General features: G+C 76.1%; 23 protein-coding genes and 2 pseudogenes. 8 read left to right on the forward strand and 17 right to left on the reverse strand.

Translation table 11 applies throughout. The features are described 5' to 3' along the window. Positions 1-14 precede the first annotated feature (14 nt). Positions 15-755: a VOC family protein gene (locus ACI79I_RS04285; RefSeq protein WP_456991032.1), complete on the forward strand. Its 741-nt coding sequence runs from the start codon at positions 15-17 to the stop codon at positions 753-755. Between the two features lie 5 nt (positions 756-760). Here the strand turns inward: ACI79I_RS04285 and mnhG are convergent, their stop codons facing one another. The 8 genes from mnhG to ACI79I_RS04325 form a co-directional block, all read right to left on the reverse strand. Continuing rightward, complete coding sequence (gene mnhG / locus ACI79I_RS04290) at positions 761-1,159, reverse strand: monovalent cation/H(+) antiporter subunit G (RefSeq protein ID WP_456991033.1); 399 nt, start codon at positions 1,157-1,159, stop codon at positions 761-763. After that, the gene (locus ACI79I_RS04295) at positions 1,156-1,482 is read right to left on the reverse strand and encodes a monovalent cation/H+ antiporter complex subunit F (RefSeq protein ID WP_456991034.1); all 327 of its coding nucleotides are present in this window, start codon (positions 1,480-1,482) and stop codon (positions 1,156-1,158) included. The genes mnhG and ACI79I_RS04295 overlap by 4 nt, the downstream gene beginning before the upstream one ends. Then, positions 1,479-2,063, reverse strand: coding sequence for a Na+/H+ antiporter subunit E (locus ACI79I_RS04300; protein ID WP_456991035.1), 585 nt, complete (start codon positions 2,061-2,063; stop codon positions 1,479-1,481). Before ACI79I_RS04300 ends, ACI79I_RS04295 begins: the two co-directional genes overlap by 4 nt. After that, positions 2,060-3,802, reverse strand: coding sequence for a Na+/H+ antiporter subunit D (locus tag ACI79I_RS04305; RefSeq protein WP_456991036.1), 1,743 nt, complete (start codon positions 3,800-3,802; stop codon positions 2,060-2,062). Before ACI79I_RS04305 ends, ACI79I_RS04300 begins: the two co-directional genes overlap by 4 nt. Next, positions 3,799-4,287, reverse strand: a complete 489-nt coding sequence (locus ACI79I_RS04310; protein ID WP_456991037.1) for a Na(+)/H(+) antiporter subunit C — start codon at positions 4,285-4,287, stop codon at positions 3,799-3,801. The genes ACI79I_RS04305 and ACI79I_RS04310 overlap by 4 nt, the downstream gene beginning before the upstream one ends. Beyond that, complete coding sequence (locus tag ACI79I_RS04315; protein WP_456991038.1) at positions 4,284-7,160, reverse strand: Na+/H+ antiporter subunit A; 2,877 nt, start codon at positions 7,158-7,160, stop codon at positions 4,284-4,286. Before ACI79I_RS04315 ends, ACI79I_RS04310 begins: the two co-directional genes overlap by 4 nt. 73 nt (positions 7,161-7,233) lie before the next feature. Continuing rightward, positions 7,234-7,893, reverse strand: coding sequence for a response regulator (locus tag ACI79I_RS04320; RefSeq protein ID WP_456991039.1), 660 nt, complete (start codon positions 7,891-7,893; stop codon positions 7,234-7,236). Continuing rightward, entirely contained in the window at positions 7,890-9,083 is a 1,194-nt protein-coding gene (locus ACI79I_RS04325) for a sensor histidine kinase (protein WP_456991040.1), read from the reverse strand. The genes ACI79I_RS04320 and ACI79I_RS04325 overlap by 4 nt, the downstream gene beginning before the upstream one ends. Before the next feature lie 186 nt (positions 9,084-9,269). On the opposite strand from ACI79I_RS04325, the gene ACI79I_RS04330 reads away from it, so the two are divergent. After that, positions 9,270-9,971 (forward strand): hypothetical protein, encoded by a 702-nt coding sequence (locus ACI79I_RS04330; protein ID WP_456991041.1) that lies wholly within the window; start codon positions 9,270-9,272, stop codon positions 9,969-9,971. A 282-nt stretch (positions 9,972-10,253) separates the two neighbouring features. Here the strand turns inward: ACI79I_RS04330 and ACI79I_RS04335 are convergent, their stop codons facing one another. Then, complete coding sequence (locus tag ACI79I_RS04335) at positions 10,254-12,068, reverse strand: ABC-F family ATP-binding cassette domain-containing protein (protein ID WP_456991042.1); 1,815 nt, start codon at positions 12,066-12,068, stop codon at positions 10,254-10,256. 196 nt (positions 12,069-12,264) lie between these two features. Here ACI79I_RS04335 and ACI79I_RS04340 point away from each other — a divergent pair, with 196 nt between their 5' ends. Further along, positions 12,265-13,038: a hypothetical protein gene (locus ACI79I_RS04340; protein ID WP_456991043.1), complete on the forward strand. Its 774-nt coding sequence runs from the start codon at positions 12,265-12,267 to the stop codon at positions 13,036-13,038. A gap of 69 nt (positions 13,039-13,107) precedes the next feature. On the opposite strand, the pseudogene ACI79I_RS04345 reads toward ACI79I_RS04340, so the two are convergent. The 3 genes and pseudogenes from ACI79I_RS04345 to ACI79I_RS04355 all read right to left on the reverse strand — a co-directional run. Continuing rightward, a pseudogene (locus ACI79I_RS04345) lies at positions 13,108-13,400 on the reverse strand (circularly permuted type 2 ATP-grasp protein); the annotation flags it as partial. A 114-nt stretch (positions 13,401-13,514) separates the two neighbouring features. After that, positions 13,515-14,279, reverse strand: coding sequence for a class I SAM-dependent methyltransferase (locus tag ACI79I_RS04350; protein ID WP_456991044.1), 765 nt, complete (start codon positions 14,277-14,279; stop codon positions 13,515-13,517). Next, positions 14,276-15,370 (reverse strand): methylenetetrahydrofolate reductase C-terminal domain-containing protein, encoded by a 1,095-nt coding sequence (locus ACI79I_RS04355; protein WP_456991045.1) that lies wholly within the window; start codon positions 15,368-15,370, stop codon positions 14,276-14,278. Before ACI79I_RS04355 ends, ACI79I_RS04350 begins: the two co-directional genes overlap by 4 nt. 114 nt (positions 15,371-15,484) lie before the next feature. Here ACI79I_RS04355 and ACI79I_RS04360 point away from each other — a divergent pair, with 114 nt between their 5' ends. The 3 genes from ACI79I_RS04360 to ACI79I_RS04370 all read left to right on the forward strand — a co-directional run bounded on the left by ACI79I_RS04360 (position 15,485) and on the right by ACI79I_RS04370 (position 18,499). Then, positions 15,485-16,474: a pirin family protein gene (locus ACI79I_RS04360; protein WP_456991046.1), complete on the forward strand. Its 990-nt coding sequence runs from the start codon at positions 15,485-15,487 to the stop codon at positions 16,472-16,474. Positions 16,475-16,569: 95 nt separating this feature from the next. After that, on the forward strand, positions 16,570-17,481 hold the full coding sequence (locus tag ACI79I_RS04365) for a DUF5996 family protein (RefSeq protein WP_456991047.1): 912 nt from the start codon (positions 16,570-16,572) through the stop codon (positions 17,479-17,481). A 49-nt stretch (positions 17,482-17,530) separates the two neighbouring features. After that, positions 17,531-18,499: a pirin family protein gene (locus ACI79I_RS04370; RefSeq protein WP_456991048.1), complete on the forward strand. Its 969-nt coding sequence runs from the start codon at positions 17,531-17,533 to the stop codon at positions 18,497-18,499. Between the two features lie 3 nt (positions 18,500-18,502). Here the strand turns inward: ACI79I_RS04370 and ACI79I_RS04375 are convergent, their stop codons facing one another. Further along, positions 18,503-19,156 carry a hypothetical protein gene (locus ACI79I_RS04375; RefSeq protein ID WP_456991059.1) on the reverse strand — a complete coding sequence of 218 codons (654 nt, stop codon included), beginning with the start codon at positions 19,154-19,156 and terminating at the stop codon, positions 18,503-18,505. A 103-nt stretch (positions 19,157-19,259) separates the two neighbouring features. Beyond that, a pseudogene (locus ACI79I_RS04380) lies at positions 19,260-19,736 on the reverse strand (NAD-dependent epimerase/dehydratase family protein); the annotation flags it as partial. Here ACI79I_RS04380 and ACI79I_RS04385 point away from each other — a divergent pair. After that, entirely contained in the window at positions 19,666-20,100 is a 435-nt protein-coding gene (locus tag ACI79I_RS04385; RefSeq protein WP_456991049.1) for a PPOX class F420-dependent oxidoreductase, read from the forward strand. The pseudogene ACI79I_RS04380 and the gene ACI79I_RS04385 overlap by 71 nt on opposite strands. Before the next feature lie 151 nt (positions 20,101-20,251). Here ACI79I_RS04385 and ACI79I_RS04390 read toward each other — a convergent pair whose 3' ends face one another. The 3 genes from ACI79I_RS04390 to ACI79I_RS04400 all read right to left on the reverse strand — a co-directional run bounded on the left by ACI79I_RS04390 (position 20,252) and on the right by ACI79I_RS04400 (position 25,269). Further along, a complete protein-coding gene (locus ACI79I_RS04390) occupies positions 20,252-21,019 on the reverse strand; it encodes a VOC family protein (RefSeq protein WP_456991050.1) in 768 nt (255 codons plus the stop codon). Positions 21,020-21,095: 76 nt separating this feature from the next. After that, entirely contained in the window at positions 21,096-23,150 is a 2,055-nt protein-coding gene (locus ACI79I_RS04395; RefSeq protein ID WP_456991051.1) for a TPM domain-containing protein, read from the reverse strand. Between the two features lie 106 nt (positions 23,151-23,256). Beyond that, positions 23,257-25,269, reverse strand: coding sequence for a TPM domain-containing protein (locus ACI79I_RS04400; protein WP_456991052.1), 2,013 nt, complete (start codon positions 25,267-25,269; stop codon positions 23,257-23,259). 111 nt (positions 25,270-25,380) lie between these two features. Here ACI79I_RS04400 and ACI79I_RS04405 point away from each other — a divergent pair, with 111 nt between their 5' ends. Continuing rightward, positions 25,381-25,737 (forward strand): Rieske (2Fe-2S) protein, encoded by a 357-nt coding sequence (locus tag ACI79I_RS04405; RefSeq protein ID WP_456991053.1) that lies wholly within the window; start codon positions 25,381-25,383, stop codon positions 25,735-25,737. Positions 25,738-25,905 lie beyond the last annotated feature (168 nt).

Genomic DNA, 25,905 nt, shown 5'->3' on the forward strand with positions numbered 1-25,905 from the left:
GGGAGGCCAGCCCGATGTCGCAGCTCACCCCCTACCTCGTCGTCCGCGACGCGCGCGCGGCGATGAACTGGTACGCCGAGGCGCTCGGCGCCCGCCTCGTCGGGGACCCGTCCGTCATGGACGACGACCGCATCGGCCACGCCGAGCTCGACATCGGCGGGTCGACCCTCTACCTCGCCGACGAGCACCCGGAGCTGGGGCTCACCGGGCCGGCTGAGGGCCGGGTCAGCGTGAGCCTGCACCTGGCGGTCGCGGACGCCGACGCGGCCGTCTCGCGGGCCGCCGCGGCCGGGGCCACGGTCGAGCGCGAGCCGGCCGACGCCCCGTACGGCCGCACCGGTGTCGTCGTGGACCCGTTCGGCCACAGGTGGATGCTGCAGACCCCCGCCGGCGCCCCGGCCGCCTCCCGCCCCCCGGTGCACTGCGGGGACACGGTCTACCTGACCCTGCGGGTCCCCGACGGCGCCCGCGCCCGCGACTTCTACGGGGCGGTGCTCGACTGGTCGATGAGCCCGGGGCGGGTGGAGGACGGCTGGGAGGACCAGTCGGTGACCCCGATGGTCGGCATCGCCGGCGGCGCGACCCACGACCTCGGGGCGGTGCCGATGTACGCGGTCGACGACATCGAGGTCGCCGTCGCCGCGGTGCGGACCGCGGGCGGGCAGGCCGGGGAGGTCGAGCGGCAGTCCTTCGGCCTGTCGGCCTACTGCCGCGACGACCAGGGACTGCCCTTCTGGCTCGGCCAGCTGGGCTGAGCGGCCTACCGGCCGGGGACGGACTCGGGCGGGGCGTCGCCGGGCTCGTCGCCGCGGTACACCGGGTCCTGGTGGCCGGCGGCGCCGAGCTCGTCGACCAGCAGGAGGTCGCGGCGCACGTGCCGCCGCCGGTAGGCCACCCGGCTGATCATGTGCGCGCTCACCGGCGCGGTGAGCAGCTGGAAGGCCGCGACCAGGAGCAGCATCCACGTCGCCGACCAGCCCGAGAGCCGGATCGCCGCGCCGACCATCACCAGGAGCACGCCCAGGACCTGGGGTTTCGTGCCGGCGTGCATCCGGGAGAGCACGTCGGGGAAGCGCAGCAGGCCCAGCCCCGCCGTCAGGCAGAGGAACGCCCCGGAGACCAGGCAGGCCATCGCCACGACGTCGACGAGCGAGCTCACGACGAGGCCTCCCGCTCCTCCGCCGCGACCGGCAGGCCGAGGTCGCGGCCGTCGTCGGTCCTGGCGCGCACGAGCATCCCGCCCACGTAGCGGGCGACCGACACGGTGCCGACGAACGCGAGCAGCGACACCACCACGAGCACCGGGACGACGCTCGCGTTCCGCTCCAGCGCGGCGTGGACCGCCAGGCCCGCCGAGATGATCACCAGCAGGGTGTCGGTGGCCACCACGCGGTCGAGCAGCGACGGCCCGCGGGCCAGCCGGACCAGCGTCAGCACCGCGCCGGCGCCGATCAGGCCGTAGAGCAGGTAGCCGACGATCACGGCGTCCTCCTCCCGGCCGGACGGCGTTCGGGCTGGTCGGGTGCGGCGTCGAGGACGGCGACCTCGGCCGCCGAGCCGAACGCCCGGACCAGCCGGTCCTCGGTGGCCAGCACGCTGGCCTTCTCGCGCGCCACCGCCTCGAGGTCGGGCACGCCGAGGATGTGCACGGTGATCAGCCTCTCCTCCCGGTCCAGGTCGAGGACCAGCGACCCCGGCACGAGGGACACCGTCTCGGCGACCATCGTCAGGAGCAGGTCGGAGTCGGTGCGCAGCTGCACCTGCACGATCGCCGACATGCCGGCGCCGCCGGGGCGCACGGTCAGCCAGGCGACCTGCGCGGCGGACACCACCAGGTCGACGACGAAGCGGGCGAGGAACCGCAGCGCCGCCAGCGGGCGCACCCGCGTGCCGCCGACCACGTGCGGCAGCGGCAGCAGCACCGTCACGACGAGCGCGACGACCACCCCGGAGACGACGTTCCCCCAGGACCAGGTGCCCCACAGCAGGATCCAGACCAGCACCAGCCAGACCAGCAGCGGGATCTGGTGCCGCAGCCGGGTGACCGCGGGCTCGACCGTCACGGCTGCTCCCCCTGTCCGGAGGTCGCCGGGTCGAAGACCGACGAGGTGTAGGGCGTGCGCTCGAGCAGGTCGTCGGCGGCGCGCTGCGCGATCCCGTACAGCGGCCCGGCCAGGCCGGTCAGCGACACGGTGACCGCGACCAGGGCCGCGGTCGCCGCCACCATCGTGGCCGGCAACGGCCGCAGGGCCCGGGTGGCGGCCGCCGGCGGCGGCATGTCGGGCTCGGCCGCCGTCGCCACCCGGGTGTGCCGCCGCCACGCGTCCTCGAGCGCCGTGCGGGGACGGCCGTCCCCGCTGGCGGACGCCGCCCGGCCGCCGTCGGACGCCGCTGGTCCCGGCGCGCCGTCGGGGGTCGTCGGGACGAGGTCGGCACCGGCGTCGGCGGCGGCCGCGGCCGCGGTGTCGTCGGCGGGCGCCTGCGTGGGCGGCCGCCAGAACGCGCGGGTCCACACCCGGGCGATGGCGAGCAGGGTCAGCAGGCTGGTGACCACCCCGCCGGCGACGAGGGTCAGCGCGAGCGCGCTGCCGTCGGCCACACCGGCCTCGAGCAGCCCGAGCTTGCCGACGAAGCCCGACAGCGGCGGGATCCCGGCGAGGTTCATGGCGGGCACGAAGAACAGCACCGCCAGCAGCGGCGAGCGCCGGGCCAGGCCGCCGAGCTGGTTCACCGACGTCGTCCCGCCCTGGCGCTCGACCAGCCCGGCGACGAGGAACAGCGTCGTCTGGATGGCGATGTGGTGGGCCACGTAGAACACCGCGCCGGCCAGGCCGGCCGCCGTCCCCAGGGCGATGCCGAACACCATGTACCCGATGTGGCTGACCAGGGTGAACGACAGCAGCCGCCGCAGGTCGGTCTGGGCGACCGCGCCGAGGATGCCGATGAGCATGGTGGCCAGGGCCGCCCACATGAGCAGGTCGTCGAGGGCCCCCTGGGGGAACAGCAGGGTCTGCGTGCGGATGATCGCGTAGACGCCGACCTTGGTGAGCAGCCCGGCGAAGACCGCGGTGACCGGTGCGGGGGCGGTCGGGTAGCTGTCGGGGAGCCAGGCCGACAGCGGGAACACCGCGGCCTTGATGCCGAAGGCGATGAGCAGCATCGACTGCAGCAGCACCTGGGTGCCCTCCGGCAGGTCGCCCAGCCGTACCGCGAGATCGGCCATGTTGACGGTGCCGGTGGCCGCGTAGACCAGCCCGATCGCGGCCAGGAACACCAGCGAGCTGGTCAGGCTGACGATGACGTAGGTGATGCCGCCGCGGATCCGGGGCGCGGTGCCGCCGAGGGTCAGCAGCACGTACGACGCCATGAGCAGGATCTCGAACCCGACGTAGAGGTTGAACAGGTCGCCGGCGAGGAAGGCGTTGCTCACGCCCGCGACCAGCACGAGGAACGTCGGGTGGAAGATCGACAGCGGCGTCTCCTCCGCGCCGTCGGCGGTGCCCTGGCCGACGGCGAAGACGAGCACGCCGAGGGCGACGGCGGAGGCGACGACGAGCATCAGGGCCGAGAGCCGGTCGACGACGAGCACGATGCCCAGCGGGACCGGCCAGCCCCCGACGGCGACCGAGGTGGCGCCCTCGGCGTCCGCGACGACCAGCAGGGTCACCGAGACGGCGAGCACCGTGGTGAGGACGGCGAGGCTGACCAGCCGCTGGAACCGCGGGTGACCGGACACCAGCAGGGCGACGGCCGCCCCCAGCAGCGGCAGCAGGACCGGCAGCGGGGCCAGGACGCGGATCACCGCGCCCCCGCCGGCAGGTCGACGTCGTCGGCGGGCAGCGCGTCGGCGTCCTCGTGCAGGCTGTCCGCGTGCCCGGCGATGCGGTCCTCGGGGGCCAGGTCGTCGGGGTCGAGCTCGTCGGCGTCGGTGCCCGAGCGCGCTGCGACCCGGCGGTCCTCCTCGTCGGTGCCCACGACCTCCTGGTGCACCAGCCGCCAGGACCGGTGGATCATCGCCAGCACGAACGCCGCGACGCCGAAGGTGATGACGATCGCGGTGAGGATCAGCGCCTGCGGGAGCGGGTCGTTCATGTCCTCGGCCTCGGAGTAGCCCAGGATCGGCGCCAGCCCCGCCGGGCCGCCCGCGGACAGCAGCAGCAGGTTCGTGGCGTTGCCGAGCAGCAGGAAGCCCAGCAGCACGCGGGTGAGGCTGCGGTCGAGCAGCAGGTACACCCCGGCGGCGTAGAGGCCGCCGATCACCACCGGCAGCACGATCGTCGGGGTCATCGGACCACCACCTCTCCGGGGTTGAGCTCGATCGGGTCGTCCTCGTCCTCCTGGCGGTCCAGCTCCGCGCCCAGGCTGCGCAGCACGTCGAGGACCAGCCCGACGACGATCAGGTAGACGCCGGTGTCGAAGAACAGCGAGGTCACGAGCTTCACGTGACCGAGCACCGGCAGGTCGGTCTCGAGGATCGCCGTCTGCAGGACCTCGGCACCCAGCAGCAGCCCGGCGACCCCGGTGGTCCCGGCGAAGAGCAGGCCGGTCCCCAGCAGCAGACCCGGGGCCACCGGCGCGGCCTCGCCCAGCTCGTAGCGCCCTCCTGCCAGGTAGCGCAGCACGAGGGCCAGGCCCGCGACCAGCCCGCCGGCGAAGCCCCCGCCGGGCTCGTTGTGGCCGGAGAAGAGCAGGTAGACCGAGAACACCGTGATCGTGTGGAACAGGATCCGGGTGATCACCTCGAGCACCACCGAGCGGCGGGCCGGGTCGAGGGCCGCGGTCGCCGCCAGCCAGCGGTTGCGCGGAGCCCGCCCACCGGCGGGACGGCGCCGCGCCAGCTCCCCGCTGTCCAGCCGCTCGACCCCACCGGTGCGGCCGCGCAGGAAGACCAGGCTGGCCACGCCGGTGGCGGCGACGACCAGCAGGGAGATCTCGCCGAGGGTGTCCCAGGCGCGGATGTCGACGAGGGTCACGTTGACGACGTTCTTGCCGCCGCCGAAGTCGTAGGCCTGTGCCGGGTAGTCCACCGACACCGGCGTCGCGGTGCGCGCGGCCAGGGCGACCGCACCCACCACCGCCATGAACGCCCCGACCGCGACCGCGATCACCCCGCGGACGGCGCGCTCCCGCGGGCGGTGCCGCTCGGTGATGTCCTTGGGCAGCGTGCGCAGCACGAGGACGAAGACGACGAGGGTGAGCGTCTCGACGAGGAACTGGGTGAGCGCCAGGTCCGGGGCGCCCTGCAGGGCGAAGAGGACGCCGACCCCGTAGCCGGTCACCCCGACGACCAGCACCGCCGACAGCCGCTGCCGGATGCGCAGCGCGAGCACCGCGGCGGTGACCACGACGACGCCGACCATCGCCTGCACCGGCGTGTCCCAGGCCCGCCACTCCCCCGGCCACGGCGCGCGGGTGAGCAGGATCGTGCCCGGGAGGGCCAGCACCGCGACGAGGATGGTGCCCAGGTAGGCCGGCAGCGAGCCGCGCTGGGTGGTGCCGGTGACCAGCACCGACAGCCGGTCCAGCCCCTGGATGACGTTCCAGTAGCCCTCGTCGGCCGACGCCCCCACGGCCAGGGTCCGCTGCACCCGGTGCACCCTCGTGCGCACGGCGAACAGCGCGAGGCCACCGACCAGCGTGAGCGCCGACAGCGCCAGGGCCGGCTGCCAGCCGTGCCAGAGCGCCAGGTGCTCGACCTCCGGTCCCAGCAGCGGGAGGGTGTCGGCGTACCCCGCCACCAGCGGCTCGAGCAGCGGGCTGGCCGGCCCCGCGACCAGCCCGGTCAGGGCCAGGACCACCGGCGCGGCGAGGAACAGCGGGCCGGGCGGGTGTGCGGGCTCGGTGTCCGCGACACCCGGCTTCCGGGCGAAGGCGCCCCACAGGAAGCGGGCCGTGTACGCGACGGTGAGGACCGAGCCGAGGACCAGGCCGGTGAGGACGACGACCGCGGCGATCCGGTCGGGCAGGCCGACGTCCCACAGGGCGGTGAACGCCGCCTCCTTGCCGACGAACCCGAGCAGCGGCGGGAGCCCGGCCATCGACGCCCCGGCCAGCCCGCCGATGCCGGCCAGCACCGGCAGCCGCCGACCCAGCCCCGACAGCTCGCGCAGGTCGCGGGTCCCGGTGGCGTGGTCGACCACGCCGACGGTGAGGAACAGGGTGGACTTGAACAGCGCGTGCGCCATGGTCATGACCAGGCCGGCGGCGGCCAGCTCGCGGCTGCCCCCGCCCACCAACGTCATGAGGAAGCCGAGCTGGCTGACCGTGCCGAAGGCCAGCAGCAGCTTGAGGTCGGACTGCCGCAGCGCCCGGTAGCCGCCGACCAGCATCGTGGCCACGCCCAGGCCGAGCACGACCGGCCGCCACCCCGGGACGTCGGCGAAGCCGGGCGCCAGCCGGGCGACCAGGTAGATCCCGGCCTTCACCATCGCCGCGGCGTGCAGGTAGGCGCTGACCGGCGTGGGCGCCTCCATGGCCGCGGGCAGCCAGAAGTGGAACGGGACCATCGCGGACTTGGTGACGGCACCGGCGAGCACCAGCGCCGTCCCCGCGACCATCGCCGGGCCGCTGCCCGGGGCCGCGACGACCTCCGAGAGCAGGAACGAGCCGCTGGCCTGCCCGACGAGGATCAGCCCCACCAGCATGGCCAGCCCGCCGGCGGTGGTCAGGATCAGCGCCTGCGAGGCCGCCCGCCGCGCGGCCAGCCGCCGTCCCGAGCCGCCGATCAGCAGGAACGAGAAGACGGTGGTGAGCTCCCAGAAGACGTAGAGCAGCAGCAGGTCGTCGGCGAGGACCAGGCCCAGCATGGAGCCCGCGAAGGCGGTGAGGCACCCGGCGAACCGGCCGGTGCCCTCGTCGTCGGGGCCGAAGTACCGGGCGCAGTAGAGCAGGACCAGCGCTCCCACCCCGGTCACCAGCGCGGCGAAGGCCAGCGCGAGGGCGTCGAGCCGCAGGGCGATCTCGAGGTCCAGGGCCGGGATCCACGGCACGGTCTCGCGGACCTCGTCACCGGCCACGACCGCCCGCAGCTGCACCAGGGTCCAGATGAAGCCGGCTGCCGGCACGAGGGCGAGGACGCCGAAGGCCTGCCTCCCCCACCACCGCACGAGGACGGGCGCCAGCAGCGCAGCCAGCAGATGGAGGAGGAGCAGTGCGATCACGGGTCTCCCGGGAGTCGGAGGGCGGCTCGGGGACCACTGACGTCGGTCGTCGACGGCCGGCGGTGAGACCAGCTTACCGGCCGGGCGTGACCAGGCCGCTCTCGTAGGCGAACGCGACCGCCTGCACCCTGTCCCGGAGACCCAGCTTGAGCAGCACCCGGCTCACGTGGGTCTTGACCGTGGCCTCGCCGAGGTACAGCCGCGCGGCGATCTCGGCGTTGGACAGCCCTTCGGCCACCAGGGCGAGGACGTCGGTCTCCCGGTCGGTCAGCTGGGCCAGCTCCCCGGCCCGCACCGGGTCCGGTGCCGGCGCCGTCGCGAAGGACTCGATGACCCGCAGTGTCACGGCCGGGTCGAGCAACCCGTGCCCCGCGGCGACGGTCCGGACGGCGGCGACGAGGTCCTCGGGCGGGGCCACCTTGAGCAGGAAACCGCTGACGCCGGCCCGCAGCGCGGCGGCCACGTACTCGTCCTCGTCGAAGGTGGTGAGCACGACGATCCGCGTGGGCAGCTCCGCGGCGACGATCCGGCGGGCGGCCTCCAGCCCGTCCATCCCCGGCATGCGCACGTCCAGCAGGACGACGTCCGGACGGGTGTCGGTGACCACGCGCACCCCGGCCGCGCCGTCGGCCGCCTCGCCGACCACCTCGATGTCGGGCTCGGCGGCGAGCACCATGCGCAGCCCGGTGCGCACCATCGCCTGGTCGTCGACCAGCACCACCCGGATCGTCACGCACCCACCTCCGCGGGCGCTGGCCGCTCGGCAGCGGGGAGCGGGAAGGACGCGCGCACCCGGTAGCCGCCGCCGCGGACCGGGCCGACCTCGAGCCGGCCGCCGACCACGGAGACCCGCTCGCGCATGTGCAGCTGCCCGTGGCCGCCGGTGCCCGGGACCGGCGGTGGCGTCGTCACCCGCGCCCGGCCGTCGTCGGTCACGGTCACCGTGACCCGGTCGGCCACGTGGTCGACGGTCACCCGGGTGGCGGCGGCCCCGGCGTGCCGGACGACGTTGGACAGCGCCTCCTGCACCACCCGGACGGCCGAGACGTCGACCAGCTGGGGCAGCTCCACCGGGTCGCCGGTGACCACGAGCTCGATCGGCATGCCACCGGTGCGCAGCTCGTCGAGGACCGCGTCGAGCCGGGACAGCGAGGGCAGCGGGGCCGGTTCGGCAGCACCCTCCCCACCCGCCCCCTCGCGCAGGATGCCCACGACGCGGCGCATCTCGTCGACCGAGTCGCGGCCGAGCTTCTCCAGGCCGCGCAGGACCTCCTGGGCCTCGGGGTGGTCGGGCAGCAGCCGCCGCAGCCCGCCCATCTGCAGCACCATCACGCTCACCGCATGGGCGACCGAGTCGTGCACCTCGCGGGCGATGCGGGCGCGCTCGGCGGTCGTGGCCGCCGCGGCGACCGTCTCCTGCTGCTCGGCCAGCCGGGCAGCGAGGACCTGCAGCTCCTCGGCGCGCCGCCGGGACTGCGCGACCAGCGCGCCCACGACCGCGGCGGCACCGAGCACCAGCACGTAGAAGACCGACTCCCAGGGGTTGGGCGCGAAGACCGACCCGAACGCGGTCGCCAGGACGATCGCGGCTCCGGCCACCCGGGCGGCCACGCGGGACGGGAGGACGGCGACCGCGTGGCCGACCAGCAGGCCCATGCCGACCAGCTGGGAGCCGCCCGGGCCGGGCGCGCCGCCCAGGAGGTTCAGCAGGACGCTGAGGGCCCCCAGGACCGGGGTGGCCACCGGCCACCGCGGGCAGACGGCGAGCAGCGCGCCGACGAGGATGCCCGGCGCGGCCAGCGCGGACTGGCTGCGGTCGAAGCCCTCGACGAACCACTCGAAGACCGACAGCGCGCCGAGCAGGGCGCCCACGGCCGGCCAGAAGAGACGGCGCGTGCGCGGGTCGACCGGCCAGCGGGGCATGCCGAGCACGCTAGGGGCCCGTCGGCGCCCCGGGGATCCCCCGCACGGCCGAACGCCGTCGTGTCGGGGTCCGCCGTAGGGCGGAGGCGGGTCGGTGCGCCGCGACGGACGCGCAGGTCAGGGCCGGGTTCCTAGCTTTCTCGTCGACACCGCACCGAGGCGGTGCACCCGACCCGACGAGGAACGATGACCACCGACGTCCGCACGGCCCCCTCCCCCACGACCCCCGAGACCTCCGACCGCAGCGCCGGCTCGCTCATGCTCACCATCGCGGGCGGCGCCCTGGTCGCGGGCTCGCTGCTCTACGTGGCCGGCATGGCCACCTCCCCGCCGCAGGCCTCGATGGCCGACGCCGACTACATCACCGCGCTGGCCCGCGACGAGGGGCAGACGGCACTGTCGGCCCTGCTGCTGCACTACGGGAACATGGCGTCGGGCCTGGCCTGGCTGGCGGCCCCCGCGCTGGTCCGCGGCCGCCGTGGGCGCGTGCCGACGATCGTCGGCGCCCTCCTGTCGGCGATCGGCCTGGTCACGGTGACCGGCATGGTCCTGTACGACTTCTGGACCGGGGGCATCGGCCGCGAGCTGCCCGCCGACACCGCGCTGGCGCTGTTCGAGTCGGTGCAGGGCTCGGCGGCGGTGGGCGTCGTCGGCACCGTGACGCTGCTGGGCCTGCTCGGCCCGCTCGTCGGTTACGCGGGTCTGGCGCGGGCCGGTGTCATCAGCTGGTGGCTGCTGGTCCCGGCCGTGGTCTGCCTGGTCCTGTCGGCGGCGCTGACGTTCACCCCGCTGCTGTACGCCGGCTTCGCGCTGGTGGGGGCGGTCCCGGCGGTCGTCGTCGGCCTGCGGATGATCGCCCGCCGCCGCGCCGAGCACGCCGCCGCCTGACCCCGCACCACCACTCCCCGGAGGACCTCGTGCTCTGCCTGCCAGCGGTACGCAGAGCACGGGGTCCTCGCGGGCGTCGTGGGTCCCCGGCACGCTCGTGCTCTGCCTGCCAGCGGTACGCAGAGCACGGGGTCCTCGCCGGCGTGGTGGGTCCCCGGCACGCTCATGCTCTGCCTGCCAGCGGTACGCAGAGCACGAGCGTGCGCGGACGAGGACCCGGCCGTGGGTCGGTGGCTCCCGACGCCCGGCGTCAGCCTCGCGGCGGGCTCCTGCCGCCCGGGGTCAGCCCTCGGCGACCTCCGCGGCCTCCAGCCAGTCGGTCTCGACCTGCTCCTTCTCGGCGAGCACCGCCCGCAGCCGCTCGTCGAGCTCCAGCACCCGCGCGTGGTCGGTGGCGGCGGCGGCGAGCTCGCCGTGCAGCCGCTCCTCCTCGGCGGTGAGCTTCTCCAGCCGCCGCTCGAGGCGGGCGGCCTCCTTCCGGGCCGCCCGCACCTCACCGGCCGAGCGGGCCGGCGCGGTGTCGACGTCGGGTGCGGGCTCCACCGTCCGGCCACCGGCAGAGGGCAGCTGCGCCTCCCCGGCCGCCCGGCGGGCCAGGTACTCCTCCACCCCGCCGGGCAGGGCGGCCAGCGAGCCGTCGCCCATGAGCGCGACGACCGAGTCGCACACCCGGTCGACGAAGTACCGGTCGTGGCTGACCACGAGCACGGTGCCGGCGAAACCATCGAGCAGGTCCTCGAGCGCGGTGAGCGTGTCGATGTCGAGGTCGTTGGTGGGCTCGTCGAGCAGCAGCACGTTCGGCTCCCCCATGAGCAGCCGCAGCAGCTGCAGCCGCCGCCGCTCCCCGCCGGAGAGGTCGCCCACCGGCGTCCACTGCCGGGACGCCGCGAACCCGAACCGCTCGGCCAGCGAGGACGCGGAGATCTCCTGGTCGCCGATCCGCGCGATCCGGGCGACCTCCTGCACCGCCTCGAGCACGCGCAGCCGGCCGTCGAGCTCGGTGACGTGCTGGGAGAGGTAGGCCGGCGCGACCGTCTTGCCGCGCACCACCCGGCCACGGTCGGGCTCGGTCTCCCCGACCAGCAGCCGCAGCAGCGAGGTCTTGCCCGCGCCGTTGACGCCGACGACGCCGATCCGGTCGCCCGGACCGACGTGCCAGGTCAGGTCGGTGAAGAGCGGCCGGGGACCGTCGTCGGAGGGGACGGCGTAGTCGACGTCCTCGACGTCGTAGACGGTCTTGCCGAGCCGGCGGGCGGCGAAGCCCTTCAGCGCCATCGAGTCGCGCGGCGGCGGCACGTCCTCGATGAGCGCCTGGGCCGCCTCGATCCGGAAGCGTGGCTTGCTCGTCCGCGCGGGCGGGCCGCGGCGCAGCCAGGCGAGCTCCTTGCGCACCAGGTTGAGCCGCCGCTCCTCGGTGACCGCCGCGATCCGCGCCCGCTCGGCCCGCGCCAGCGTGTACGCCGCGTACCCGCCGTCGTAGGCGTGCACCTTGCCGTCGGCGACCTCCCAGGTCCGGGTGCAGACCTCGTCGAGGAACCACCGGTCGTGGGTGACGACGACCAGCGCGCCGACCCGGTTCTTCACGTATTCGGCCAGCCACGCCACACCCTCGACGTCGAGGTGGTTGGTCGGCTCGTCGAGGACCAGCAGGTCCAGGGGCCGGATCAGCTGGGCGGCCAGCGCCACCCGCCGGCGCTCGCCGCCGGACATCGGCGCCACCGGCGAGTCCAGGCCCAGCCGGTCGAGCTCCAGCCCGGTCAGCACGCTGCGCACTGCCGGGTCGGCGGCCCACTCGTGCTCGGCGGCGAACAGGTCCGCCGGCAGGACGACGTCGCGCACCGTGGCGCCCGGCGGCAGGGTCCCGGACTGGTCGAGGACGCCGAGGGCGAGGTCGGCTCGGCGGGTGACCCGGCCGGTGTCGGGGTCCTCCCGGCCGGTCAGGACGCCGAGCAGCGTGGACTTGCCGCTGCCGTTGCGGCCGACCACGCCGATCCGCTCGCCGGCGGCGATGCCGAGCGAGACGTCGTCGAGCAGCACGGTCGTGCCGTGCGCCTTCTGCACCCGCTCGAGGTTGACCAGGTTGACGGGTGCGCTCATGGGATCCCCAGTATCCGCCCGTCCCGGGCGCGGTTCCCGACCGCCCCGGGACAGCGGCCCCTGGCTCGCGGGACGCCGCCCGGAACAGGCTCGCTCGTGCCCGGCCAGCGCGCCACAAGTGGCCCGCAAGGGCCGCCCAAGCCGCCCGTCCGAGGGTCGGGCCGATCGATCCCGCAGCACTCCCAGGAGGTAGACGATGACCGCGGCGGTTGTTCTCGCCGGAGGGACCGCGCACCCGGTCCGCGGTGCGCAGCAGGCGGCCCGGGCGACACTCGTCGCCGTCCGCCGGGCGTCCCGCGACACGGCGACCGCCTCGGCGTCGGTCTGGTGGGCGCGGCTGGCCGAGCGGGGGCCGGCGTCGGTCGAGCACTCGCTGGTCGCGGTGGCCTCCGAGCGCTTCCCCGACGGGACGCCGGTGGACCTCACCACGCTCCAGTCCCGGGGACGGCGGCCGGCCGGCTGGCTGGTCGACCTGCGCTACCGGGTCGACGACGGCGCCGTCGTGCGGGTCGAGCCGGCCCAGACCCTCACCGACCGGTGCCCGCCGCTGTGGTTCACCGAGGTCCACCACACCGCCAGCGGGGTCCCCTCGGTCTCCCTGCTCGCCTTCTCCGGCCCCGAGTTCCGCCCGGGCTCGCTGGTCGACCCGCACCGGGCCGCCGCCCGGGGCGTGCGCACGGGCGATCGGGTCGGCGAGGTCCGCTGGTGGACCCGCTCCGGCGTCGTCGACACCGTCGTCGTCGCCCCCGAGGTGCGCCGGCGCGGCGTCGGGCGGGTGCTGGTCACCGTGTCCGAGGCGCTGCGCGTGCTGCGCGGCTGGGCGCCGCTGCGCTCCGACGGCCGGCTCACCGACGCCGGCGCCGCCTGGCTGGACGCCGCTCCCGCGCACTGGGCACCGCGGCTGACCCGGCGCACCGAGCGCCTGCCCGCCGCGTGGGAGGACGGGGCCTGCTCCAGGCCAGGCGGGTGACCTCGACGGTGACGGTGTGCTCCTCGCTGGCCGGCCCGGAGAACGTGCTGACCTGGTTGCCGCGCAGACCAGGTCGCGGCCCTCCACCAGCTCCACGCCCATCTGGCGGGCCAGCAGCGCGTGCTCGGAGTACGCGGAGTTGTAGACGCCCGGGGTGAGGACGACGACCGTCGGGTCGGACACGTGGGCGGCGCGGCGGCCTCGAGGGCCGCCAGCAGGCGGATCGGGTAGTCGGCGACCATCTGGACCCGGTGGTCGGCGAACAGCTCGGGCAGCACCTGGCTCATCGCCGCCCGGTTGGTGATGACGTAGCTGACCCCGGACGGCGAGCGCAGGTCGTCCTCGAGGACGCGGGAGTCCCCCTGCGCGTTTCGACGACGTGGCCCGCGGACCGTGTCACGCCGCTACCCGGCGAGATCTGCACAGTGGCGTTCGTCCGCGGCCTGATCGTGACCAGTGTGCAGATCTCGCACGGGTCAGGTCGCCTCCGCGACCCCCAGCCAGGGTCGCAGCGCCCCCTCCGACAGCAGCCGGCCGACCCGGCGGGACTGCTCCTGCGCCTCCCGCCACCGCGGGTCCTCCCCGTGCCTGCGGGCGACCTCGGCGTCCACGGCGTCGGCGCGCTCGGACCACTCCGGCGGGCTGTCGCCGAGGTCGGCGTCCGCGGTCTCCAGCAGCCGCAGCCCGGCAGCGTCGAGCAGTCCGGGCAGTTCGTCGGCCGCCGGGAACTCGTTGCCCTCCGGCAGCGGTGGCGGCAGCGGGCGGTCGGCGACGAAGACCAGCAGCCCCAACCGGCCGCCCGGGCGCAGCACCCGGCGCAGCTCCGCCAGCGCACCGGCCTTGTCCGACGTCGTGCAGAGCACGCCCAGGCACCAGGCGGCGTCGAAGGCGGTGTCGCGGAACGGCAGGGCCTGGGCCACCGCGGCCACCGACGGCAGCCCGAACAGCCGGGCGGCGGCCCCGGCGGCGGCCGCCATCGGCTCGGCGCAGACCGGCCGCACCCCCCGCTCGGCGGCCAGCCAGCCCGCGGGCCCGCCCACCCCGGCGCCGTCGTCGAGCACGCGGCTGCCGTCGGCCAGCGCGAGCCGGTCGGCCAGCCAGCGCAGCGCCCCCTCGCTGCCACTGCCGCGGCACCCGGCGGGGACCGCGTACTCATCTCCGAGGGTGCGCACCGCCTCCTCGGTCCAGCCGGCGACGGTGCCGAACTCCGACTCCATCGCCGCGCTCTCGAGCTCGCTCACCGGACCTCCTCGCTGGCGCTCGCCGGGCCGGTGAGCGGACGCTGCTCCGCCTCCGGTGCGCTGGCGAGCTCGCACACTGCCTCCCTGATCCGCTCGGCCACCTCGGCCTTGACCCGCGCACCGTCGTCCTCGCCGGCCGCCGACGCCAGGCCGGAGAGGTTGACGCCGACGACCCCGGGGACGGCCAGCAGCGCCCGAGCCTCCTCGACCGCGGCGGCGATGCCGGCCGCGCGCGGGTCCGGGGCGGCGAGCACGGCCTCGACGGCGTCGTCGTCCACGTGCAGGCCGGGGAAGCGCTGCAGCACGCGCGCCGAGCGCTCGTCGGTGTAGACGGCGACCGCGGCGACGAACGGCAGGGTCGCGCCGGCGGCCCGGGCGGCGGCGACGAACGCCGACACCTCGGCCGGGGCGCGGACGTGGTTGAGCACGCACACCTGGGCGCCGGCCCGCTCCTTGGCCGCCACCCGCGCGGGCCGGCCGGAGACCGGCGGCGCGGCCGGGGACTCGGGCACGGCGACCGGCAGCCCGGCCGCGGCCGCCAGCGCCGCCAGCCGCGGGCCGTCGAGGTCGAAGACCTGGGTGACGCCCGGCCGGACGCCGGGGCCGCGGGCGTCGCCGGTCACGCAGAGGACCGCGTCGACGCCGACCGCGGCGAGCCCGGCCAGTTCCTGCTCGAGCACCACGCGGTTGCGGTCCCGGCACGCCAGTGTCGTCCACGGCCGGCCGCCGGCGTCGCGCACCTCCGCCGCGAACAGCGTGGGTGGCAGGTCGGGGCGGTTGGCGTGCTCCCCGGCCAGCAGGCCGTCGGAGACCGGCGCGAGCACGCCGACCACGCGGCGCAGCGCCAGCGGGTCGTAGGGCGGGACGGTGAGGTCGGTGAGCACCACCGGCCGGCTGCGCGCGGAGTCGAGCAGACTGCCGAGCGGGGGCGGCGCCGGATCCGGGCGCGGGGCGTCCCACGGGGGCGCCGGCTCGTCGAGGAACACGCAGCGGTGCTCGGCGACCTCGCAGCGCTCGTCGTCCCGGACGCCGCCGCACGGGCCGAAGACCATCCGCTTCGGGCACCCGGGCCGGCGGGCGTCGTCGTCCACGCCCGCAGGCTGACCGCGGCCGTCGCCGTCCAAACGCCGCGGGGCGCGGGAAGACAACCGCCGTGCCCGGCGCTACAGTCGCCACTAGTTGAGCCCTCAACCAAGGAGGCCGGCATGCCCGCCGTGACCGTCGAGGACACCACCACCCTCCCCCGCGTCCCCCTGCCCGCACCGGGGACGGTGCGCCGCCGGGTCCGCTCGGTGACGACCGCGCCGTCGGGCTTCGAGGGCGAGGGCTTCCCGGTGCGCCGGGCGTTCGCCGGGGTCGACCTGCGCGACCTGGACCCGTTCCTCCACATGGACCAGATGGGCGAGGTGGAGTACGCGCCCGGTGAGCCGAAGGGCACCTCCTGGCACCCGCACCGCGGGTTCGAGACCGTCACCTACATCATCGACGGCACCTTCGAGCACGCCGACTCCCACGGCGGCGGGGGCACGATCAGCAACGGCGACACCCAGTGGATGACCGCCGGCGGCGGCGTCCTGCACATCGAGCGCCCGCCGGAGCACCTGGTGGTCAGCGGCGGGCTGTTCCACGGCCTGCAGCTGTGGGTTAACCTGCCCCGCGCGCAGAAGTGGGTGGAGCCGCGGTACCAGGACCTGCGGGCCCACGAGTCGGTGCTGCTGGCCAGCCCGGACGCCGGCGCCCTCCTGCGGGTCATCGCCGGGGACGTCGGTGGGCACCGGGGCCCCGGCTCCACGTACACGCCCATGGCGATGGTGCACGCGACGATCGCGCCGGGCGCGACCCTCGACCTGCCGTGGCGCCCGGACTTCAACGCCCTGGTCTACGTGCTGTCCGGCGCGGGGTCGGTCGGCATCGACGGCGCGCCGGTGCGCACCGGCCAGCTCGCCGTCCTCGGCCCCGGCGACACGGTGACCCTCAACGGCGCCGTGCACCAGGAGTCGCGGACGCCGGCACTCGACGTCGTCGTCCTCGGGGGGCTGCCCCTCCGCGAGCCGATCGCCATGTACGGGCCCTTCGTCATGAACACCCGCCAGGAGGTCGTCGACGCGTTCGCCGACTTCCAGGCCGGGCGGCTCGGCACGATCCCCGCGCAGCGAGTGCCCCACGCCGGGGTGCGGGGCGAGACCGCCCCGTGACGACCGCCCGGACGCCGTCCGCGGCGGCGGCTACCGTGCCGCCGCCGCGGGCTGCATGCTGACCGCACCGGGTACCGCGAGGGAGGAGCCCCGTCGTGTCCGTCTTCCCGCCCCTGCCGCTGGCCGAGTGGGCCGACACCAAGGAGACCGTGCACCGGTTCCTGCAGATCGTCGGCAAGCTGCGGCTGGCCAACGCCCCGCGGCGCAACCACTGGTGGCACATCCCGTTCCACCTCACCGGCCGGGGCCTCACCACGCGGCCGATGGGCTTCGACCCGGTCTTCGCCATCGACCTGGACCTGGTCGACCACCGGCTGGAGGTGGCCGTCGCCGACGGACGCCGGGCGTCGTTCCCGCTGCCCGGGCTCAGCGTGGCGGCGTTCTACCGGCAGCTGCTCGGCACCCTGTCGGGGCTCGGCCTGCCCGCCACCGTCGAGCTCCCGGTGCCCTTCGACCTCGCCGACCGCACCCCGTTCGCCGAGGACGAGCACCACGCCGCCTACGACCGCGACCGGGTGACCCGCTACTGGGTGGTGCTGGGCCAGGTCGCGCAGGTGCTCGAGGAGTTCGCCGGCCGCAGCTACGCCAAGACCAGTCCGGTGCACCACTTCTGGCACACCTTCGACATCGCCGTCACCCGGTTCTCCGACCGGCGGGTGGAGCAGCCGGCAGGCGTCGACCCGGTCACCCGCGAGGCCTACTCGCACGAGGTGATCAGCGCCGGCTTCTGGTTCGGCGACGACCAGGTGACCGACCCGGCCTTCTACTCCTACACCGCGCCGGAGCCGGCGGGGCTGGTCGAGGAGCCGCTGCGGCCGGCCGCGGCGCGGTGGATCGACAGCCGCGGCGCGCACCTGGCGCTGCTGCCCTACGAGGACGTGCGGACCGCGACCGACCCGCGGGCCGTCGTCCTGGAGTTCCTGGAGAGCGCCTACCTCGCCGGTGCCCGCCGGGCCGGCTGGGACCTCGACGCCCTGCGCTGCCCGACCGCGCCGGGACCCTCGTGACCCCGCCGACCTCGCAACCGACCCGACCCGCAGTCCGGAGGCCCGTGCCATGAGCAACCTCGACCGTCGCCCGCCCGCCCGCGAGCTGGGCGGGCTCGAGGGCACCCCCGCCGGCCCGGTGCTGGACCTGCTGCCCGGCAAGGAGGTGCAGCTCGGGGAGAGCAGCCGCGTCCGCCGGCTGCTGCCCACGATCGGCCGGCGGCTGGTCGGCGCGTGGGCGTTCGTCGACCACTACGGGCCCGACGACATCACCTCCTCGCCCGGCATGCAGGTGGCGCCGCACCCGCACACCGGGCTGCAGACCGTCTCGTGGCTGCTCGAGGGCGAGGTCCACCACCGCGACTCGCTCGGCAGCGATGCCCTCATCCGGCCGCGCGAGCTGGCCCTGATGACCGCCGGCCACGGGATCGCCCACTCCGAGCAGTCCCCCGCGGTGCACCCGAGGTTCCTGCACGGCGCGCAGTTGTGGGTGGCGCTGCCCGACGCGCACCGCGAGGTCGCGCCGGCCTTCGACCACCAGGTGACGCTGCCGGGCTTCACCTCCGACGGGCTGACCGCGACCGTGCTCATGGGGTCCCTCGGCGGGGCCACGTCGCCCGGCACGGCCTACACCCCGCTGGTCGGCGCCGACCTGGACCTCACCGCCGGGGCGGACGTCGAGCTGCCGCTGGAGCCGGACTTCGAGTACGCGGTGCTGGCCAACTCCGGGTCCGTCGACGTGGAGGGCGCGCCCCTGGGGCACGGGGCGATGCTCTATCTCGGCACCGGGCGGCGGACGGTCCGGCTGCGGACGACCGAGGCGGCCCGGCTGCTGCTGCTCGGCGGTGAGCCGTTCGAGGAGCGCATCGTCATGTGGTGGAACTTCGTCGGCCGGTCTGGCGAGGAGATCGCCGAGTACGCGCAGCGGTGGAACGACGAGGACGAGCGGTTCGGCGCGGTCGTCGGGTACGACGGCGACCGGCTGGCGGCCCCACCGCTGCCGCCGGTGCCGCTCAAGGCGCGCGGTCGGGAACGCTGAGTCCTACCGCAGCGGCGGGATGACCCGGTCCACGGCGAGCCGGTCGAACAACTCGAGGAAGCGGTCCTCGGTGTCCAGGCAGTCGGCGAACCCGGCCCGCCGCAGCTTGATCGTCGAGCTGACGTTGTCGAAGCCGGACCGGAAGATGAACTCGCCGAACTCCCACCGGACGAGGTCCTCGTACGGGGTGGGCACCAGGTCGTGCCGGGCGGCCAGCCGCTCCCAGACGTCCCGCCGGTCGGCCATCGCCTCGGCGAGCGGGACCGGCTGCGGCTCGGCGTACCCCATGCCGAAGTGGCGGGCGACGACCGGGAACACGTGCCGCCAGCGCAGCTGGTCGCCGTTGGTGACGTTGTAGACCTCGCCGTCGGCGGCCGGCTCGCCGCCGGCCCACACCGTGGCCCGGGCGAGCAGCTCGGCGTCGGTCACCTGGTAGAGGGCGTCGTAGGCGGCCAGGCTGCCAGGGAACCGCAGCGGCTGGCCGAGCTCACGGGTGATCGCGGCGTAGACGGCGATGACCATCAGCAGGTTCATCGGGTTGCCGACGGCGTAGCCGATGACGCCTTCCGGCCGGAAGACGGTGAGCCGGTGGCCCCGCTCGGCGGCGACCTCGCGGAGCAGGTCCTCCTGGTCGTAGTAGAAGTTCGGCTGGATGATCCGCGGGTCCCGCTCCCTGGCCGGCGTGTTGAAGAACCCCCATGTGCGCGCCGTAGGCCTTGCCGCCCTGGTAGAGGGTCACGTGCTCGAGCGGGGCACCGGCGGCCGCCAGCCCGTCGAGGGTGTTGCGCAGCAGCGCGACGTTGACCTCGGACAGCTCCCGCGCCGTGGGCCGCTCGGCGTAGGCGCCGAAGACCAGGTGGGTGACGTCTCCCAGACCGTCGAGACCCGCCCGCGCCGACGAGGCGTCGGCGAGGTCGACCGGCAGGTGCTCCCACGTCGCCTTCCGTGGGGTGCGCCGGCTGACGCCGCGGACCCGCCACCCCGGCCGCCGGCTGTACTCCGCGGCCGCGTGCGCGCCGATGACGCCGCCCGCCCCGGTCACCAGCACGCTGCCCGTCGGCTCCTCGTCGCTCATGACCCTGCACTCCCCCTCGGGCCGCGATCCCACACCAGGGCGCCGTCGTGGTGCCGGGCACAACCCGCGCCGGGGCGGCGTTGCTGCCGGCATGGCTGCGACCGTGGACCCCCGCCTGTTGGACTTCGTCGCCGAGCACCGATGGGGCGTGCTCGCCACCATCAGGCGCGACGGCCGGCCCCAGCTGTCCAACGTCGGCTACGCCTACGACCCCGAGGCGCGGCTGTTCCGGGTGTCGGTCACCGACGACCGGGCCAAGACCCGCAACCTGCGGGCCGACCCGCGGGTCACGCTGCACGTCTCCTCGCAGGACTTCTGGAGCTGGGCCGCCGTGGAGGGGACCGCGGAGCTCACCCCGGTCGCCGCCGATCCGCACGACGCCACGGTCGAGGAGCTGGTCGCCTACTACCGCGGCATCTCCGGCGAGCACGAGGACTGGGACGAGTACCGCGCGGCCATGGTCAGCGACCGCCGGCTGGTCGTCCGGTTCCGGCCCGAGCACACCTACGGTCAGCTGCGCGGCTGAGGCAGGATGCCGCTGTCCCCATCGCTCACGGGTTCGCGACGGGGGCCGCAGCGGGCCGCCCTGCCGGCCGTCACTCGCGTGCTCGCGGCGGGAGCCGCAGCGGGCTGACCACCGGGCGGCGCGCCCCCGACGCGCCGCCCGGTGGTCTCGTTCAGCTCTCGGCCGGGGCCTGCATCACCGAGAAGGGCGCACCCCAGGAGTCCTCGACCACGGCGAAGCGGCCGAACTCGGTGTCCGTGGGCGCCATGACCACCTTGCCGCCGGCGGCCTCGACGGTGGCGACGGCCTCGTCGGTGGAGGCGACGGAGAAGCACACCGTCCAGCCCTTCGGTGAGCCCGGCTGGGAACCGCCCAGCCCGCCCAGCGGGTTCCCGCCGGTGGCGAAGGTCGTGTAGTCCATCTCGTCGTCCATGGGGACCGGGTCGAAGGTGAAGCCGAAGACCTTCCCGTAGAACTCCCGCGCCGCCGCCGGGTCGTCGACCGCCGCCTCGTTCCACACCAGGGACCCGGGCTCGTTGTAGATGCGGTAGCCGGTGTGCGTTCCGGACTGCCACAGCCCGAAGCCGTTGCCCTGCGGGTCGACCGCGATGGTCATCGTGCCCATCGGCCCGACCTCCATCGGCTCGACGACCACGGTGCCGCCGGCCTCGCGGATGCGGGCGACCGTGGCCGCGGAGTCGTCGGTGGCGAAGTACGTCGTCCAGCCGGGCGAGTCGCCGGGGTTCATCAGCGGGCCCATGCCCGCCGCCGGCTCCCCGTTCCGTGTCGCGTTCAGGTAGCCGCCGTACTCCGGGTCGCCGCCCTCGAACTCCCAGCCGAGCAGGCGACCGTAGAAGTCCTTGGCGGCGTCCATGTCCGAGGCGCCGTAGTCCACCCAGCAGGGCGTACCGGGCGGCCAGGGGGTGTTCCGAGTGGGCATGTGTCCTCCTCGTCCGTGGGGGAGGACACAGTTCCACCCGGGTCCGACAGTTCCCAGGCCCCGGCGAGCGGTCGGGTCAGAACTCCCCGCCGCCGAAGTCCCCGCCGAAGTCGCTGCCGCCGAAGTCCCCGGCGGCCCAGTCCCCGCCGCCGACGTCGCCACCGTCGTGGTCACCGAAGATCAGGCCGCCGAGCAGCAGGCCGCCCAGCCCCGCCCCGAGCGGGCTGATCCCCCCGCCGCGCCGGTAGCCGCCGCCTCCCCAGCCCCCGCCGTAGCCGCCGCCCCAGGTGTTGCCGTAGCCCCCGTAGCCGGCATAGCCGGTCTGCTGGGACCACCGCTGGACGTCGGCCTCGGCCTCGGCCAGGGCGTGCTGGGCGAGCCGGTCGGCGGTCTGCGCCGACCGCAGCGCCGACGCGGGGTCCGAGCCGCCCTGGCGCTCCGCGGAGGCCAGGTACCGCTCGGCCTCCGCGAGCCGGGTGCGCGCCGTCGGCCCCACCGCGCCCCGGCGGGTGCCGATGAAGTCCCCGGCCGCGGCCACCGCCGAGCGGGCGGTCAGCAGCGTCTGCTCCAGTGCCTCGGCGGCGCGGCGGGCACGGGTCCGGTCGTCGCGCGCGGTCTGCAGGGCCTGCTCGAGGGCGATGTCGGCCTCCTCCAGCCGGCGCAGCGCGGCCAGCGGGTCGGGCAGCGCGCCGTCCCGCCGGGAGAGCGCCTCCTCGGCGGCGGACAGCGCCGCCTCGGCGCGGGCGACCTGCGGGCGCAGGTCGCCGGAGCCGCCGGCCGCCAGCAGCGCGCGGGCCTCGGCGAGGTCCTCCTCGATGTCGGCCCGCGCCGCCGGCACGCGCTGCTCGGCCGCGGCGAGGTCGCCGCCCAGCCGGGCGATGGCGTCGAGCAGCGTGGCGCTCTGCCCGACGGCGTTCTCCGCGCCGCGCAGCCGTCCCACCGAGCGCCCCGCCTGCCCCTCGGCCTGGTCCTGGCGGGCCAGCTCCACCTCCCGGGTCGCCGCGGCCAGCCGCACGCCGGCCTCGGCGACGTTCTCGGCGACCGGCGCCACGGCCGACGCGGCGTAGCGCCCCTGCAGGTCGGCCAGCCGTCGCTCCTCGTCGGGCAGCCGCTGCTGCAGCTGCTCGATGCGCCGCGTGAGCTCCTCGGCGGCCGGGCCGGCGGTGCGCTCGCGCTCGCGCAGCTCGTCGAGAGCCGCGGCCTGGTCGCGCAGCCGCTGCCGGGCGGCGTCGGTGAGGGAGAGCAGCTCGGTCAGCATGCGGCGCTGGGTCGGCTCGTCCTCGGGGATCTCGTCGTCGAGCTCCTGCCGGATGGTGAACGCCCGGGCGAGCTCGGCCCGCGACCGGTCCAGGGCCTCGACCAGCCCCGGCACCGCCTCCTCGCCGAAGTGCGAGCGGGCGTAGTCGAGGTCGACCTGCGCGCTGCGCACCTGCTCGTCGAGCTCCAGCAGCGCGGTGCTCCCCCGGTAGTTGAGCTGCTCGGTGGGCACCCCGGCGTGCGGGTCGCGCTGCTGCAGCCGCACCGGCTCCGGCGCCGCCGCCAGCGCCCGCCGCCCGGCCCGCCGTCCGCGCCGCGAGAAGAGGTAGAGCCCGCCGCCCAGGAGCAGCAGGCCGAGGACGACGGCCAGCGTGACCGCACCCGAACCGCCGGAGCCGCCCGAGGAGCCCGACGACGTGCCGGCCGCGCCCCCGCCGGCCAACCCGTCGGCGAGCGCGGTCACCGCACCGGCCCAGTCGCCCTGGGACAGCCGCGGGCGCACCTCGTCGTCCACGACCGCCTGCAGCTCCGAGGCGTCGATGGAGTCGCCGGCGTGCACTCCGTAGAGGCGGTCGTCGACGGCCACGGCCAGCAGCACGTCGTCGGCGCCGAGGCCGGACCGCTGCGCGGTCTCCCGGGCCCACGTCGACCGGTCCACCCCGTCGAAGCTGTCCACGAACACCGCGAACAGCCGGGTGCCGGTCTCCCGCTCGAGGTCCTCCACCGCGCTGCGGACGGCGTCGGCGTCCCCGCCGAGGACCCCCGCGGAGTCGCTGACCTGCTGGGCGAGCCCGGACGGCGGCGCGGCCAGCGCCGGTGACCCGGCCAGCAGCAGCGCGGTGAGGAGAGCCATGACGATCGTCAGGCGGCGCACGTGGACCTCCGGTGTACTGGGGCGTCCGTCAGGACGTCCGGACTGTAGGCACGGACGGCGGTCATCCACAGTTCCCGGCCGACCGGCGCCGCGGGGAGCACCCGGGTCAGAAGCGCCCGCCGCCCCCGCGCCGGCCGCCACCGGACCGCCGTCCGCCACCGCTGGACCGGCGCGTCCCGCCCCCGGAGCGGCGTCCGCCGCCGCCGAAGCCGCTGCTGCGGTAGCCGCCGAACGACCCGCCCCCGCGGGACCCGCCGCCCCCGCCGAAGAGGATGCCGCCGAGCACGAGGCTGCCCAGGTCCACGCCGCCGCCGGCCCGTCCGCCCGCGAAGCCGCCGGGTGCGTACCCGCCGAGACCGCCGCCTCCGGACCCCCACGCGGAGACGTCGCCCTGCGCTGCGGTGAGCGCCTGCTGGGCCAGCGCCCCCGCCTGCTGCGCCTCGCGGAGCGCGGCGACCGGGTCGCTCTGCCCCGAGGCGACGGCGGCGTCGAGGTGCCGCTGCGCCTCGGCCAGCCGGGTGCGCGCCTCCGGGCCCACCGCGCCGCGGCGGGTGCTGATGAAGTCCCCGGCCGCGGTGATGCCCGAGCGCGCCGCGAGCAGGGCCTGGTCGAGGGCGGCCGCGGCCCGCCGGGCCTGCGCCTGCGCGTCCCGCGCCGCCCGCAGCGCCTCCTCCAGGGCGACGTCGGCCTCCTCGAGCCGGCGCAGCGCCGCCAGCGGGTCGGGCCGGCCGTCCGGCGGCGCGAGGGCCGTCCCTGCCGCGGCGAGCGCTGCCTCCGCGCGGGCGACCTGCGGCTGCAGGCCGGTGCGGTCCCCGGCCCCGACCAGGGCCCGGGCCTCGGCGAGGTCCGCCTCGGTCTCGGTGCGGGCCGCCGCCACCCGTCCGGCAGCGGCGTCGAGGTCGGCGGCCAGCCGGCCGATCGCGTCGAGCAGGGTGCGGGCCTGCGCGACGGCGTCCTCGGCGGCGCGGACGTCGCTCACCGCGGCACCCGGCTGCCCGGCGGCCAGGTCCGCGCGGGCCTCGGCGACCTCGGCGGCGGCGGCCGCCAGCCGGGCCTGCGCCTGGGGCACGTTGTCCGCCACGGGGGCGAGCGCGGTCGCGGCGTACCGCTGCTGCAGGTCCCGCAGCCGCTGCTCCTCCCCCGGCAGCCGGCCGCGCAGCTCGGCGATCCGCGGCTCGAGCGCGTCGAGGACCTGCGGCGCGGTGCGCTCGAGGTCGCGCAACCGGGCGAAGGCCTCGGACTGGGCGTCCAGCCGGGCGTCGGCCGCCTCGACCAGCGTCAGGATCTCCGCCAGCACGCGCCGCTTCGCCGGCTCGTCCTCGGGGACCTCGTCGTCGAGCTGCTGGCGCAGCGCGAAGGCGCGCGCCAGCTCCGCCCGGGACTGCGCCAGGGCCTCGTCGAAGCCGGCCACCGCCTCGGGGCCGTACTGGCTGCGGGCGAAGTCGAGGTCGAGCTGCGAGGCCTGCACCTGCTCGTCGAGCTCCAGCAGCGCGCTGCTGGCCCGGAACTGCAGCTGCTCGGTGGGCACGCCGGCGTGCGGGTCCGCCGGGCCGGGGGCCGGTGCCGCCGTCCGCCGCTGACGGCGGGAGCGGGCCACCAGCAGCGCCCCGCCGCCCACGACGACCACCCCGCCGGCGACGAGCAGCCCCGTCGACAGGCCTCCTCCGGAGCCGCCGCCCAGGCCGTCGGCCAGCGCCACCACCGCGCCGGCCCAGTCCCCGTCGGAGAGCTCGGGCTCGACGTCGCCGACCAGCAGCCGGTCCAGCTCGTCGCCGGACAGCCGGAAGCCCTCGTCCACCGAGAGGCCGTACGCGCGGTCCTCGACGGCGAGGGCGAAGAGCACGTCGGAGCTCCCCAGCTGCGAGGCCGTCGCGGCGTCGTCGGCCCACGACTGACCGGACGCGCCGTCGAAGGAGTCGACGACCGCGACCCACAGCTGGGTGCCGTCCTCGGCGCGCAGCCGGTCGAGCGCCTCCTCGACCCGCGACTTCTCCCCGGCCAGCGCGCCGACCTGGTCGACGACCGGCTGGGCGAGCCGGAACGGCGGGACGGCGAGGGCGGGCCCGCCGGCGAGCAGCAGCAGCGTCAGCACCCCCAGGACGACGACGAGCCGCCGCACGGGCACCTCCTGGGGACGACGATGGCGAGCTCCGCGACCCTATCGGCGGCGCAGGGGTCCGGGGACGGCGCGCGGGGTACCAGCCCCCCACCCGAGACCGTGGAGGACCCCGTGAGCGAGCCCGACCGCATCCCCGCCGCCGACCTGCCGCCCCGGACCGTGCGCCGCGTCGGCGACTGGGCCGTGGGCAACAGCGGCGAGGAGTACTTCGCCGTCTCCCGCCGCTGCCGGCACCAGCTCGCCGACCTGTCGAAGGGGTCCGTGGACGCCGACGGGTGCCTGGTCTGCCCCTGGCACCAGAGCCGCTACGACGTCCGGACCGGGGAGATGGTGGCCGGCCCGCGCGGGTTCCTCGGCTACCACGGCCCCACACCGGGCTACACGCAGGTCGTCCGGGCCTACAGCCGGGTGCTGCGGCTGCGCGTGCGGAAGGCGCTGCGCCGCGGCGACGACGTCGTCCTGGAGTGAGCGGAGGGGGGGGGGGGGGGGGGGCGGCGCGGCCCCCCCCGCCGCCGCCCCCCGGGGGGGGGGCGGGCCCCCGCCCCCCCCCCCCCCCCCCCCCCTGTCCGGTTCAGCTGCCCAGCCGGGCCTTGAGCAGCGCCTTGCCCTGGTCGGCGCCCTTGCGGCTGTCGGCCT

It is taken from the genome of Geodermatophilus sp. SYSU D01105, from assembly GCF_054050095.1.